Raw genomic sequence first — 14,683 nt, forward strand, 5'->3', positions numbered from 1 at the left:
TTGTATCTTCTTTAGGCTTATTGTTATTAAATTCCTTCAAGAAAAAGGTAGTAATGTCCAACCTACAAAATATAGATTGAACATTACTACCTTTTTCTTAGAGTTTTATCAATTAATAGTTTTCCGAGTTCATAAATTGCTGTTAAAACTGCGATACAAAAAAGTAGTGCAGTATATTGTACAAGAAAAACTATGTTGAACCATAGCCCATAGACCATTGGGAAAACGACTAAAAGACAAACATATAATTCTATCTTTCGTCTTTTTCTTATTTGGAACCATCTTTCGTCTGTCAAAACTAAAACCCCTTTAAGTTAAATTAAAACCGTTAGCCCGTATTCGATCATTGAATTTTTTGGTCAAGCAAGTGATGCCCTCAGCTAAGTATAAGAATAATTGAGAGCTACCAAATAAATATTACCTTATTATCTATATTGGAATAATTTTATCGCAAAAGAATAAATTTAGAATATTCGGACTGTTTTCTCGTCCCAAAATAAGTTGACAATCCGACGAAAAAACTGATTGATAACGGTATCAATCAGTAAGAGCTTAAAACGATCGAAGATTAGTATTACTTATCCACGTTTTCTTTAAAATAGTCATCAATGTACGCCTTAATTTTTTCAAAATCTTTAGTCAGAAAAAATTTAGAAGGAACTTTTATGATGGGGAGGTTATTTTCATTATCAAAAGGAGCGAATGGCTCAGGAAGAACCAAGTAATCAACAGTATCTTTATCTCTCAGATAATTGATTGAAACATCGTAAAACGGTGAAAAATAGTCTTTGAGGCTTGTGTCTCTTTGATAAAGAACACAAGGAGTTAATGGTGTGTAAGATAATCCGTTGCTCAACACTAAGACAAAACAAATTCTTTTCATAAAAAATCACCTTTCCTTTCGATTAAATACTAGCGTTATCTCAACAGTCAAGGATTCGTTATTCATTTGGTAAATCCATTTTAATAGACAAATGGATAAAATAGTAGTGAGCAATAGAAAAATGATTCAGTCGTTGGGTAAAAGGGAACCAGCAATCACAAGTTGTTCCTTTAAAAAACAAGAGATAGGAAAATACCAAGAACAATTATGATTAAGATTTCTAATGCTCCTTCCAGAAATAAATTGTTGTCTTTTAAAAATATCGTTTTCTTTTTATAGGGGAACCAAAATGACTGGTTTGCGTAGTCTGGCGGATATACGGAATCTAAAATACCACTGATAAACAGTAATGGAATTGCTTTGAAAATATTGTCATGGAAGGCTAAATAAATATAGTATGTTAACAAAGAAATTTGAGCGATCCGCAGATGTCTTAGGCTGGTAACTGTATAGTTCATCAAATCATCCTTTCGTAAATGATTATCTCATATTGAATGATTTGGTTAAATTAAAATTATAAAATATTTATTTATATTAATATTGAAAAATAAATTCTTTTAATTTACTAAACAATTTATAAATATCCTAAACAGAGGATGTTTAATGAATTGTCAAATGGGATTTTCAGCTATTTATTTTAGAACGTCTTAGAGAGGATTCGTTTGAAAAGAGTTTCAGGATAATAAGTTAGTCTATTAAATCATTAGCAAAGTATGCACGTTGGACGAAATTAGTAGATTAATCAACAGCGATTTTTTTAGATAATGGTTATTTTGCTAAAACAAAAAATTACCAATTTTGTCTTTAATGCTTTAAGAGCAAAATATGCAATGATATACTAAAATAAATAAACTTAATGGAATAGACACTAAACGGAGACTCTAAAATATGACCAACCAACTAATCATAGAAGATCATCATTTCAAGAAAGGTGAGCTATCTAGCATAACGACGGCTTATATCGATCAGTACCCAGTCGTTTACATACTCTACAACCGAAATGAAAAGAAAAGGCCTGTTGCGTACATTGGTCAAACGGTTCAAGTGAACAAACGATTGAAGCAGCACTTGAATAACTCTAAGCGCAGAGAAATTAAAGAAGTCTTGCTGATTGGACATGAAAAATTCAATCAATCAGCGACCTACAATATCGAAACCAATTTGATCAATCACTTCATTGGGGATGAGCAGTTTCAGTTACAAAATGTCAGTCAAACAAGACAGGTGCAGATGCATCAGTATTATGAAAAAGAGTATTATGATGAAGTGGTCTTCCAAGAGTTATGGGAAGAATTGCAAAGGCGTCAATTGGCGAAGCACTCAATCGATACGATTCGCAACAAAGATGTATATAAATTATCCCCTTTTAAAGAACTGACGCCAGAACAGTTAGATATAAAACTTGAAATCATTGAGTACTGTAAACAAGCGATTCAGCAGGATGAGACACAAAAAGTCTTGATGATCGAAGGAGAAGCTGGAACGGGAAAGAGCGTCCTTTTGGCATCTCTCTATAACACCCTTCAAGACTATACAAAGTCAGAGCCTGTATTAAAAGGCACCGATAACTATTTGTTGGTCAACCATTCAGAAATGTTAAAAACCTATCATACAATGGCAGAAAGTTTGCCAAATTTAAAAAAGAATCATATGCTAAAGCCAACTTCCTTTATTAATAAAACAGATAATCAGAAGTTGCACCCAGACATCGTTATTGTGGATGAGGCCCATTTGCTTTTAACGAAGAAAGACAGCTATAACAGTTTTCACTATGAAAACCAACTAGAAGAGATTATCAAGCGAGCAAAAATCACGATTTGTATCTTTGATCCGAAGCAAGTATTGAAAATCAAAAGTTATTGGGATCAGGACAAATTGGATCAGTTTCAGAAAAGGTACAATGCTTCTCGCTTTAAGCTAAAAGATCAATTAAGAATGAAAAGTAGTCCACAAATTATTCAATGGATCGATGATATCGTAGAAAAACGTGTAACACCGATTCCAGAATCGACAGCATCTTTTGAGCTTCAGATTATGGAAACCCATGATGCGTTGAAGAACAAAATCTTTTCTCTCGATAAAAAGGAAGGTCTGTCACGGATCATCTCAACATTCGATTATGTTCATAAGAAAGACGGAGCTTCATATCTTGTAGATCCTGGTGGGATCAACCTGCCATGGAATACGACCGATACGAAGCGAACATGGGCGGAGCGACCAGATACAATCAGTGAAGTCGGTTCAATCTACACCGTCCAAGGGTTTGATTTAAACAATGTAGGAGTCGTCATTGGCCCTTCCGTTGATTACGATCCAGAGACCGACCAGCTTGTCATCGATATCGATAAATATGAGGACAAAGGGGCGTTTACGGGACGTGACGATATGAACCAAGAATTGACGAAGAAAGCCAAAGAAACGATCATCCTTAATTCATTGAATGTATTAATGAAACGAGCAATCAAAGGGCTTTACATCTATGCAATCAATCCCAATCTGCGCCAAAAACTCTTAACCCTACAAAACGAAAGGAGCCAGGCCTACCATGCAAAACCAACCCTCTTCAATGGAACGGATCAATAAATTCCGAGATGATCGCAATTGGCGACAATTTCATAATGAAAAAGATCTAGCTATTTCTATCTCCATCGAAGCCGCCGAATTGTTGGAGATTTTTCAATGGAAAACACCTAAAGAAGCCACTCAAGATTTCGAACATTTAAAAGAAGAAATTGCCGATGTTCTGATTTATTCCTATATGCTGGCAGACAATTTGGGTCTTGATATTGATGAGATCATCAAAGAAAAGCTGGAAAAAAACAACATGAAGTATCCGGTGAAAGAAAGTAAAGATTCGAAAAAGAAGTATAATGAATTGTAACAAAAAGAAGCAAGGACGCTGCAGGTTCTTGCTTCTTTTTTTGATGGAATAGGAGCAGCAACGGCTTTCTGAATTCATCTGCGATTGGTTACGAACGTCAAAAATCTGTCATAATTGAGAAAGTTGAAGATAACTTCAAATTGGTTACAATTTTTCGGAAATTTGAAGTTAACTTCAAATAAGCGCAATTTTTGATAAAGAATGAAGTTAGACCTAGTATCTGCTAGAGCAAAACAAGATTATCCTATCCGAAAATGAAGACAAGATCATCGGTAAAAAATCGGCAACAATGAAGGCCGTTTTCTATCAAAAATATTTCTCCCCCAAAAACCTAAAAAACCTATTGCCCCCCAAGCCCTCTTACTGTATAGTAAACAAGAATATTTCATGAAAATAACCAAAAATAACTAATTAAAAAGACTTTGTTATTGAAAATTGCGATTAAACGATGCTGTAAACGGAATGTAAGAAGGAGAAAACAATGACGTATCTAACAAACAATCTTGTGAATTGCATGATCACTTTAGGGTTTATCTTCATCCATCTATCTTCAAATGTTATCTCATCCAGAAAACTAAACGTGCAATACATGAGCTCCTTTGCCGCTGGTGTAGGGATCTCCTATGCGATCGTTCATCTATTGCCCCATTTGGCGTATTTTCAAACGGTGTTGATCGATGAATTTGGCTGGGATTCGGGGATTTTTTATAGTCATGGGGTCTATGGCATCGTTTTGTTTGGCTTAGTCTTCAGTTACGTGATCTACAAAATCGATGAGCGGACGTTTATGGTGTTAGAAAAGAAAGACATCACCAGTGCCAAAAACGCCTTTTTTTGGTCGGATATCGCTTTTCATGTGATCTACAATATCATGATCGGCTATATCGTGATTGCCAATACGCTATCAGAGCGTTTTTACATTTTGACCTACTTTATTGCTTTTGGTTTGCACTTTCTCATGAACGATTGGCTGCTCTATCACCATCATGGTGCCCTTTATAACAAATATGGTCGTTTTGTGCTTTCCTTCAGTATTTTCGCGGGAGCGGCGTTCTCCCTCTTTGTATCATTGCCCTACTATTTAGTAGTCATCATTGAAGCCTTGATCACCGGCGCTTTGCTGGTGAATATCATCAAATTTGAGTTACCCAATGAAGGGGAAGGCAGTATTCGTGGGCTATTGGTAGGCACGATCTGTTCTGGAATTTTGTTTGTATTTGTCTAGCGCGAAAAGGAGGGCTGAATCATGGATGATTCGGTCCTCCTTTTTTTATAAATACGCAAAGCAATCACTATTTTCTATTTCAATCGAACAAATCACAATAGTTTTTTATTTTTTTGACCATTATTTGCAATTTTGTTGCAATGTTCGCTTGCTTTTCCCAAAGACATTCTATAGAATGTAAGCGAATAGAAACCAAAAAAATAGGCACCTCGTATCTCTGCGCCAACAGATTTACGAGGCCCTGATCAGTCACTCACTATAGACAGTTGACCAATCAAGTTGCCATAGTTGATCGCCAAAGGCATCAACGTGTTTATTGTACCCGATTTCCTTGTCGATTTCTAGTAGATTCAGGCAGGTTTTTGGGCAAAAACCGGGGGATGCTGGACGCTTATTTTGCTATGCCAAAGGCATTGGACAATCTTGTCCAATGCCTTTTTTGTCGTTTGAAACGGTTCATGCGCAGGATCGTTTGCGGCAAATAAAAGGTGTGAAGATCAGTTGAGAACAGTTGCATGGAAAATAGGCAGTCATAGTTGAGAAATCCAATGCCTTGCGTTCTTACTGTGTTCATAGCAATAGCGTTTTGGCGATCAGGACTTCAATCCTAGGTTCTTGAAGGTGGCAAGCCTTGGTTTCTATTCACACTTCGAAAAGATACCTGAACGCACTCTTTCAGCGATCTTTTAAGTTTAAGGAGGAAGCTTATGAAGGATTCGTTAAAGAAATTTATGGAAGAAAAGATGCTACCATGGGGAATGAAAATTGGCGGTGAAAAGCATCTAGTTGCTATCCGTGATGGACTTGTCACCACGATGCCTTTGATTATTATCGGTTCTATTTTTGTTATTTTATCTAACGTTCCATGGGAAGGCTTTAACCTATTTGTTACGAGTATTTTTGGCGGGGAATGGCGCAGCAAATTAGACTTTGTCGTCCAAGTGACCTTTGGTGTGATGGCGCTGTTCAATTCCTTTGCTATTGCGTATAGTTTAGCAACCACATACCGCGTCAGCGGTTTATCTGCCGGTGTATTGGCAGCGTCGGTTTTTCTTTTAGTCACTCCGATTGAAGACGGCGGCATTCAAATGTCTTATCTTGGTAGCCGCGGGCTGATCGTAGCAATCATCACCAGTTTGATCACGGCGGAGATTTTCCGATTATTCGTACAAAAGAATATCGTGATTCGCATGCCAGAAAACGTTCCCCCGGCGGTCAGTCGCTCCTTTATTGCATTGATCCCCTCATTCTTTTGCCTCTCGCTTTTCTGGGTGATTCGTTTATTAGTGGAATCATTCGGCAACACGAATATTCATGATCTGCTGTACAGCCTTGTGGGACAACCTTTATCGATCATTGGCGGAGGCTTTATAGGTGGTCTATTTGCCATTATGTTTACGTCATTGTTTTGGTCAGTGGGCATCCACGGTTGGGACTTGGTCTTGAGCGTCCTGCAGCCGACATGGATTCAAATGATCGATGAGAATCGGATCGCTTTTCAAAACGGTGAAACGATTCCGCATATCATCAATTATACCTTTATGAATACCTTTGTCTGGATTGGCGGTAGTGGGGTGATTTTGGGCTTGGCGATCTTGCTATTAGTCAGAAGTAAAAGTAAGTATTTAAAAGAGTTGGGGAAACTCGGATTTCCATCAACGGTTTTTAATGTCAATGAACCCATCATGTTTGGGTTGCCTGTTGTCATGAATCCATTGATTTTGTTCCCATATATTCTGACGCCGGTCGTGTGCTATGTCATCTCTTATACGACAGTTGCCATGGGGATCGTCCAACCTGCCGTCGTTTTGGTTCCCTGGTCAATGCCGCCAATCATCGGCGGTTATCTAGCCACAGGCGGACATATTTCGGGGGCAATCTTACAGCTGGTGAATCTGACGGTTTCTATCGCCATCTATTATCCATTCTTCAAAATGCTAGATAATCGGACATTAGCCAGTGAACTCGGTTCAGAAAGTGGGGCATAAAATGAAGACAAAACGATTATTGAATTGCACGGCAGCTGATTTTAAATCATTTGATAAAGACCAACTATTGGAAAGTATCCGAGGAAGTGCCGGTCGGACGATCGTAGCAGAAAATGATGTCCAAATCGATCCGATGTCTAGAGGAATCACTAATGCTGAATTCGTCGCTGCATTTGGGGCGGATTTGATTTTGCTGAATCTATTTGATTGCGAAAACGGCGCTATCAAAGGATTACCGACAACGGATGACCCCATTCGCTTTTTGCAGTGCTTAACGGGGCGGCCTGTTGGGGTCAATCTTGAGCCTGTCGACGATTGTGCGGAGCAGATGGAACAGTTGACAACTATCGCTACGGGGCGTTTGGCAACAAAGAAAAACATGGCTCGTGCAGAAGCACTTGGATTTGATTTTATCTGTCTGACAGGAAATCCTTCCACTGGCGTTTCAAATAAGGAAATCACAGCGGCAATCCAACAAGCAAGAGCCGTTTTCTCTGGGATCATTATTGCTGGAAAAATGCACGGAGCTGGTGTCAATGAACCTGTGTTGGATGAAGAAATTGCGTCTGCATTCATTCAAGCGGGAGCCGATGTTATTCTTGTACCCATTGCAGGCACGATTCCTGGTCTGAGTGAACACCGCATGAGTGATCTTGTAGCCTTTATCCACCAAAAAGGGAAGTTGGTCATGGGCACCATCGGTACTACACAAGAAGGTGCAGATATAGGCACGATCCGTGCCTTGGCATTGACTAGCAAACGTGCCGGCTGCGACCTTCATCATATCGGAGATGCAGGTTTTTCTGGGACCGCTGATCCCGAGAACATCTTGCAACTATCCATCGCCATCAGAGGCAAGCGCCATACCTATCACCGAATGGCCGTCTCAGTGAACCGATAGGTGGAACAAATCGGCACATGCCTATGAAATGCAAGAATTGTTAGAAGAATTTTTCGTAGAATGTTGAATAATGAAGCAAGACCGAAACAGAGAGTGAACTCTTTGTTTCGGTTTTTTATAGTGAGTAGCATTGAAGTGTGGATAAAGTGTTTTTATAATAAATCTATTGGAGGTGCGTATGTTTAAGATAGGTGAATTTTCAAAGCTCTCTCAAGTGAGTATCAGAATGTTGCGTTACTATGATGAGATGGGTCTATTAAAGCCCGATAGGATTGATATGTTTACTGGTTATCGACTGTATTCGGCTGTTCAATTGCCTGAACTCAATAAAATACTCTATTTACGTGATAGCGGATTTAGTGTAGCAGAAATTGCGGTGTTGCTGAAAAACCCAGAGCAGGACTTCCTTGCAGAACAATTAGAAAGAAAAAAAGATGAAATTGAGGCAACTATAGAGGCGGAAAAACAAAAATTAATCAAACTAGAAGTAGCTAAATTAGAATTGACGAAGGAACGAACAGAGCGCCATTATCAGGTCACAATGAAAGCAGTCCCGAGTTATCATGTGCTCTCCCTTCGCAAAGTCATACCAAATTATTTTGCTGAAGAGGAACTGTGGAGAGAACTAGCCACTTTTATGGAGCTTCATAAAATAAAGAATTTCGGACAATCATTTTCGATTTATCACGACCAAGAGTTTAAAGAAAAAAATGTCGATGTTGAATTGTGTGTGCAAGTGAAAGCAGGCCTGCAAGTAGATTCCAAAGTATTTTCTATCTACGAAACGGAGGCAGTGCCAATTATGGCGTGCACGATGGTGTACGGTGCATTCTCCAACATAGCCAACGTCTATTTGTCCTTGGCTGAGTGGCTACAAGAACATCCTTATTACCAAATGGACGGACCAGACAGGCAAATCGTGCATCGCGATCCTTGGAATGAGCAGGAGGAAAGCAATTATTTGACTGAAATACAAATACCACTCATAAAACGATGAGTAGCAGATTTTTTCTATTTTCTCTTGACTCTCACATTGTGTCAGGCACTATTCTAAGAGCACAAAGAGGAAATGGAGGAAAGAAAATGACAGAATATAAACTACAACCGATCGGAATCATTCAAAACAATGAGGACGGATGCTTGCTCAAGCTAAAGAAAGAATATGTTCCAGCTTTGGCAGGGATTGAAGGATTTAGTCACCTTCAATTAGTATGGTGGTTCAGTGATTTTGCGGATGCAAAGTATCGAATGATTTTGGATGCTGAGCAACCCTATAAACATGCGCCTGAAAAAATGGGGATATTTGCTACGAGATCACCCATTCGACCAAATCCAATTGCATTAAGTGTTGTTCAAGTGTTATCAGTCGATGTTAAGAAAGGAATTGTTTCTATTCCTTATGTTGATGCAAACGACCAAACGCCACTAATAGATATCAAACCGTACACACCAAGTTTGGATCGAGTAGAAGTGCCCAGAGTTCCTTCCTGGTGCCATCATTGGCCGAACAGTTTAGAAGAATCTGCTGATTTTAATTGGGAAAATGAATTTAATTTTTAGAGGATGAAAAAATAGAGGAATCAATCGGAAGATTGTTGGCGCAACAATGAAAATTTAAGCAATGTCGATGTTCGATTCAAGTAAAGAAAAAACGCGGTTTGTTTTTAAGGGACATCCTCCGCTATAATTGGGGGGAACATTAGGAAGAGCGAAAGGAGTACACCACATGCTAACAGGCAACAAAGTCACTTTAACCCCTGCGGAAATCAAAGATAAAGAAGCGGTCTATCAATGGTGTTTTCACTCTGAAACCACAAAATATCATTCCGGACCACCTTCTTATCCTAATGCACCGATCGCCACTGAAGCAGAGTTTTTTGAGGACTATCAAGAGTATTACTTTACTGGTGCCCAACCGCAAGATGGCAGAGGCTTTTTGATTCTACATGCAGGTGAACCGATTGGCTTTATTAGTTACTCGTCGTTTCATCTAAAAGACGGCATAGCAGAATTGGATATCTGGTTGAATCGAGAAGCTCATTGCGGCAAAGGATTTGGTACCGATGCGATCGTCACCCTCGGTGATCATTTACATGAAACATTCGGCATTCAAAAATTGATGATGCGGCCGTCGAGAAAAAATATCCCTGCAGTCAGATCTTACGAAAAGGCTGGTTTTACGCAATCTACCCAAGACCTTGCTGACTATTTGTTGGAAGAGTATCTTGCTTTATATGCCGAAGGGGATTATGGGGCAGAAGAAACGGTGACATTGATCAAAATGTTTCCGTCAACTGTATTGAGCTGATCTGGCTGATCTGGCCGATCTCTAACATTCGGCTTCAAACGATTAAAGGTTATTTCATGAAAACAGTCCATTTCACTTTGCAAGCAAGGGGAAATGGACTGTTTTTTACCTTTTAGCAATTTAAGGTCATTCAAAATACTCCTTCTTCGCTCTATCTTCTAACTTCGTTCGCACTCTAAATTCCTTCCTATGCAACAGTTATTGAAAAATTGCATAAGCCCTCTATCCTTGCTATTCCAACATTGAGAACAAAACATAAAATAAACATAGTTTTTTTGCAAAATTCCGAGAAACAGCGAGAATGTTTGTGCTATAATGGTCGCTCACTGAAAAAATTCAATAGAATCTGGGAGGGTATAGCATGCAGGAATACATTACGATCCACAACGCCAGGCAGAACAATTTGAAGGGCTTTGACTTGAAGATTCCCAAAAGAAAAATCACGATTTTCACGGGTGTCTCTGGTTCTGGCAAGTCATCGATCGTCTTTGACACGATCGCACAAGAAGCTGGTCGACAGCTGAATGAGAACTTTTCGAAATTTGTCCGCAACTTTTTGCCAAAATACAGCCAGCCCGATGCGGATGCCATCGACAATCTTTCGATGGCGGTAGTAGTTGATCAAAGCCGTTTAGGCGGCAATTCCCGCTCTACATTAGGGACGATCACGGATATCAACCCCTTGATCCGCTTGCTTTTTTCTCGTCTTGGTCAACCGTATTTAGGTCCTGCATGGAATTTTTCCTTCAATGACCCTCATGGGATGTGTCCCACTTGCGAAGGGATTGGGCGGATCGTCGGGTTAGATTTAGAAAAGGCACTGGATCTTGAAAAGTCCTTGAATGAAGGGGCGATCCTGCTTCCTGGCTACAAAGTCGGCTCTTGGCTACTGAAGTCCTTCACCAATACGGGCTTTTTTGACAATGACAAGCCGTTGGAAGAATATAGCGAAGAGGAAATGAACCGCTTTTTGTATGCCCAAGGAGAAAAAATCGATTCCTTGTATATGGAAGGCATGAGTTCCACCTATGAAGGCTTAGTCGCTCGTTTTAATCGCTCCAATATCAAAGGTGGCAATGAAAGCTCCGCTGCTACGCAGAAGAAAATCGCTTCTTTCATGAATGAGCAGAAGTGTCCTGACTGTCAGGGAAAACGATTCAATCCACAAGTACTCGCGTGTAAAATCGCGGGCTATTCGATTGCGGACGTTTTGGCGATGCAAGTGGATGAACTATTGACGGTTCTTCAAGAAATCTCGGAGGAGAGTGTCCAACCCCTGCTTCAAAACATCCAAGCGAGAATCACTGATCTGATCAATATCGGGTTGGATTATGTTTCCTTAGACCGTGAAACAACGACGCTTTCTGGTGGGGAAAGTCAGCGGGTAAAAATGGTCAAACACTTGTCTTCTAGCTTGAACGATGTGATCTACATTTTTGATGAACCGAGTATTGGGCTGCATCCAAGGGATGTCCATCGATTGAATGAATTGTTAGTCAAACTACGGGACAAAGGGAACACCGTCATCGTAGTGGAGCATGACCCAGATGTCATTAAAGCAGCCGATCACATTATCGATGTTGGTCCTAAAACTGGAAAAAATGGCGGCTATATTACTTACGAAGGAACCTTTGAAGGATTGCTGCGCTCAGATACACTGACTGGAAAAGCCTTTGGACAGATGGTGGATTTCAAAGAAGCCCCTCGCAGAAGCCAACAGTTTATCGAAACGAAAAAATCGACGCTGCATAACTTGAAAAATACAGCACTGCGGGTGCCATTAGGGGTATTTACGGTGGTGACCGGTGTCGCTGGTTCTGGAAAGAGCAGTTTGGTAAATGGTGTTTTTGCCAAAGAATACCCTGAAGCCATTACGATCGATCAATCAGCGGTGGCGGGAAATATTCGCTCCAATCCTGCAACCTATTCAGGAATCATGAATGACATTCGCAAGTTGTTTTCGCAAGAAAATAAGGTTTCAGCAGGTCTTTTTTCCTACAATTCCGAAGGTGCTTGTGAAACGTGTAAGGGCCACGGGACCATCAAGATGGAGCTGTCCTTTATGGATTCCGTCGAGGTTTTGTGTCAGGCATGCGGCGGCAAACGGTTTAAAGAAGAAGTCTACCAGTATCGCTTGAAAGGCAAGTCGATCGATGAAGTCCTTGCCATGAGTATCACGGAAGCGGTGGAGTTTTTTGAGGAAAAAGCGATTCAAAGAAAACTAAAACAGATTTTGGCTGTAGGTCTAGGATACATGACCCTCGGACAGCCATTAAATACCTTGTCTGGCGGTGAATGCCAACGACTGAAGTTAGCAAAAGAATTAAGCAAAAAAGGCAATATCTACATTATGGATGAACCAACGACCGGATTGCACATGGCAGACATCAAAAGCATCTTGGCGATCATCGAACGATTAGTAGAAAAAGGCAACACGGTGATCGTGATCGAACACAACCTTGAGGTCATGAAAGCAGCGGATTGGCTGATCGATGTCGGTGTTGATGGTGGGATTCGCGGTGGTGAAATCTTGTACGAAGGAACCCCAGAACAACTGATCAATTGTCAATCGTCGATTACTGCGCAGTATTTATTTTAACGAAAAAACCAAGACTGGCCGTAAGCAGCTCTTTTCATCGAGTGTTGCTTGCGGCTTTTTTTCATTCCATCGAAGAAGCGATTACAAGTTAGAAAATAAAATTCAGAACGCTATTTTTTTCATTATTAGTAGGTTTTTTGACAAAAATACTGTAAATTTGAGTATATAATTACCAAATAGTGGTCTATTTATGTAATAGTATAGAAAAGAATCTCTTGAAAAAAGGAGTGGAGTGGATGAGAGAGCTGCAATTGGCCTTCATCAGCAACCGCACAACCGCGCGGTTGTTTCGGCTGTTGAGTACGATTGAGCGAGATCGGGTGTTTACGATTGGCGACTTAGCTGAGCGCAATCAAGTAACTCAGCGGACGATTGCCAATGATATCAAATACATGAAAGAATATTTTGGGGACAGTATAGTTCTTGTTTCCGGCAATAGCGGGTTTGTTTTCGAAGAGAAAAAGCCTACAGAATATCAAAAAAGAAAACAAAGTTTGTTAAAAAATGAATGCTTATTTGAAATTATCGGGAATATCTTTCATGGCAAGTTAGCTAAGGTGGATGAGCTAGCACATCATTACCATTTTTCAGAGAGTACATTTCGGCGCTTACTCAATCAGCGCAACCCTATTTTGAAAAGCTATGGCTTACAATGGACCTCCAATCCTTTAACGATTGAAGGAAGCGAAGCCAACTTACGTAAGTTTTTCAAAGATTTTTATTATGAAGGGGTCGAAACGATCTATACATTGGTCCCAGACCAAGCATTGCATGACCTGATTTTAGGGCAATTGGATGACAAGTTCGGCTATTATGAAATCGGATCTGGGGCGACCCCCGCAGCGTTTTACTATACGTTTTATATTGCCATCAAACGCGCGAGCCTTGGCTATCATATCACTGTGCCCAAAGAACTGGTCAGGCAAGCGTATAAAGGGAATAGTTTCGCCAAACTTTATTCCTTGAAAAAAGGTATTGAAGAAATCTATCAGACCCAGTTGCCTAAAGAAGAATTTGCTTGGATTTACTTGGTCACCCTGTGTAAGCGAACCTTGGATCAAGAAGAACGAGAGCAAAAATTTTACCGTCAGTTTCATCAAGGTACAGCGATTGCAAACGTGGCCGAATTGTTTCTGCAGAACCATGATGTGCCCAAAGAGCAAGCCATTACGGTGGCGACGTTTTTACGTTCTTTCTTTTTATCGAGGAAAATAAACCATGCGATTGCGCCGGTTTTGAACAAGGAAATGGATGATATCAAAGAAGTGATCATGCGTTCCAACAGCGAGAATTATCAAAAGAACTTACAATTTCTTAAGGAGCAGAGCAAAAAACTCTCTTTGTCTAGTGCTTACTTAGAAGACATCTGTGTCAGTTTAACAATTTATAGCGAGTTGATTTTCGATTATTACGCACCAGCAAAAACCATTTATTTTCTCCTAGAAGGAGATCATTTTGTGTGCCAGCACATTCAAACTCGAGCAATCCAGCGGTTTGGCAGCAAGCACGAGTTGACCTTTGTGCAGCTGCAATATTTAACAAAGAAGACGCTAAATGGATCACATATTGATTTGATCGTGACCAATTACAATCGCTATCTCGTCGATTACAAAGTCAAAACAGATTATTTATTATTAAAATCTCTTCCAGATGATCGAGATTGGGAACATCTTGAACGGAAAATAAACCCGTATCAAAAACCGCTTTTTTAAACCCATTCCCGTACCTTTCACACAGTGAAAGAGGTAGGTTATTTATTCATCTATTTCAGGTGTTTATGAAAATAATGATTTTCTTTTGCTAAAGGACCACGCTATTCTTAGTTTAGTAAGGACCACGCGTGATACACTTACAGTTTTTTTCGTCTCAATAACCTTCGTTTTTAAGAAATCGGAACT

General features: G+C 39.8%; 12 protein-coding genes. 10 read left to right on the forward strand and 2 right to left on the reverse strand.

What is annotated here, in order from left to right:
- Positions 1-574 precede the first annotated feature (574 nt).
- Positions 575-883 carry a hypothetical protein gene (locus tag IGJ17_RS02475; protein WP_429947032.1) on the reverse strand — a complete coding sequence of 103 codons (309 nt, stop codon included), beginning with the start codon at positions 881-883 and terminating at the stop codon, positions 575-577.
- 170 nt (positions 884-1,053) lie between these two features.
- Positions 1,054-1,341 (reverse strand): hypothetical protein, encoded by a 288-nt coding sequence (locus tag IGJ17_RS02480; protein WP_429961053.1) that lies wholly within the window; start codon positions 1,339-1,341, stop codon positions 1,054-1,056.
- Between the two features lie 430 nt (positions 1,342-1,771).
- Between IGJ17_RS02480 and IGJ17_RS02485 the strand changes: the two genes are divergently transcribed.
- From IGJ17_RS02485 to IGJ17_RS02530, 10 genes are all read left to right on the forward strand, one after another.
- Positions 1,772-3,466, forward strand: a complete 1,695-nt coding sequence (locus tag IGJ17_RS02485; RefSeq protein ID WP_087664882.1) for a DUF2075 domain-containing protein — start codon at positions 1,772-1,774, stop codon at positions 3,464-3,466.
- Positions 3,429-3,764, forward strand: coding sequence for a nucleotide pyrophosphohydrolase (locus tag IGJ17_RS02490; RefSeq protein ID WP_034857870.1), 336 nt, complete (start codon positions 3,429-3,431; stop codon positions 3,762-3,764). Before IGJ17_RS02485 ends, IGJ17_RS02490 begins: the two co-directional genes overlap by 38 nt.
- A gap of 481 nt (positions 3,765-4,245) precedes the next feature.
- Positions 4,246-4,989 (forward strand): hypothetical protein, encoded by a 744-nt coding sequence (locus IGJ17_RS02495; RefSeq protein ID WP_005227479.1) that lies wholly within the window; start codon positions 4,246-4,248, stop codon positions 4,987-4,989.
- 707 nt (positions 4,990-5,696) lie between these two features.
- Positions 5,697-6,977 carry a PTS cellobiose transporter subunit IIC gene (gene celB / locus IGJ17_RS02500; RefSeq protein ID WP_429961054.1) on the forward strand — a complete coding sequence of 427 codons (1,281 nt, stop codon included), beginning with the start codon at positions 5,697-5,699 and terminating at the stop codon, positions 6,975-6,977.
- 1 nt (position 6,978) lies between these two features.
- The gene (locus IGJ17_RS02505; protein WP_429961055.1) at positions 6,979-7,878 is read left to right on the forward strand and encodes a haloacid dehalogenase-like hydrolase; all 900 of its coding nucleotides are present in this window, start codon (positions 6,979-6,981) and stop codon (positions 7,876-7,878) included.
- A 178-nt stretch (positions 7,879-8,056) separates the two neighbouring features.
- Positions 8,057-8,875 (forward strand): MerR family transcriptional regulator, encoded by an 819-nt coding sequence (locus IGJ17_RS02510; protein ID WP_429961056.1) that lies wholly within the window; start codon positions 8,057-8,059, stop codon positions 8,873-8,875.
- Positions 8,876-8,961: 86 nt separating this feature from the next.
- On the forward strand, positions 8,962-9,438 hold the full coding sequence (locus tag IGJ17_RS02515; protein WP_429961057.1) for an SAM-dependent methyltransferase: 477 nt from the start codon (positions 8,962-8,964) through the stop codon (positions 9,436-9,438).
- A 166-nt stretch (positions 9,439-9,604) separates the two neighbouring features.
- Positions 9,605-10,186 carry a GNAT family N-acetyltransferase gene (locus IGJ17_RS02520; RefSeq protein ID WP_429961058.1) on the forward strand — a complete coding sequence of 194 codons (582 nt, stop codon included), beginning with the start codon at positions 9,605-9,607 and terminating at the stop codon, positions 10,184-10,186.
- Positions 10,187-10,547: 361 nt separating this feature from the next.
- Positions 10,548-12,785, forward strand: a complete 2,238-nt coding sequence (locus tag IGJ17_RS02525; RefSeq protein WP_429961059.1) for an ATP-binding cassette domain-containing protein — start codon at positions 10,548-10,550, stop codon at positions 12,783-12,785.
- A gap of 236 nt (positions 12,786-13,021) precedes the next feature.
- Positions 13,022-14,497 carry a helix-turn-helix domain-containing protein gene (locus IGJ17_RS02530; RefSeq protein ID WP_016620737.1) on the forward strand — a complete coding sequence of 492 codons (1,476 nt, stop codon included), beginning with the start codon at positions 13,022-13,024 and terminating at the stop codon, positions 14,495-14,497.
- The last annotated feature ends 186 nt before the right edge of the window (positions 14,498-14,683 follow it).

Source organism: Enterococcus sp. DIV1096b, assembly GCF_050498765.1.
GTDB lineage: Bacteria > Bacillota > Bacilli > Lactobacillales > Enterococcaceae > Enterococcus_D > Enterococcus_D entomosocium.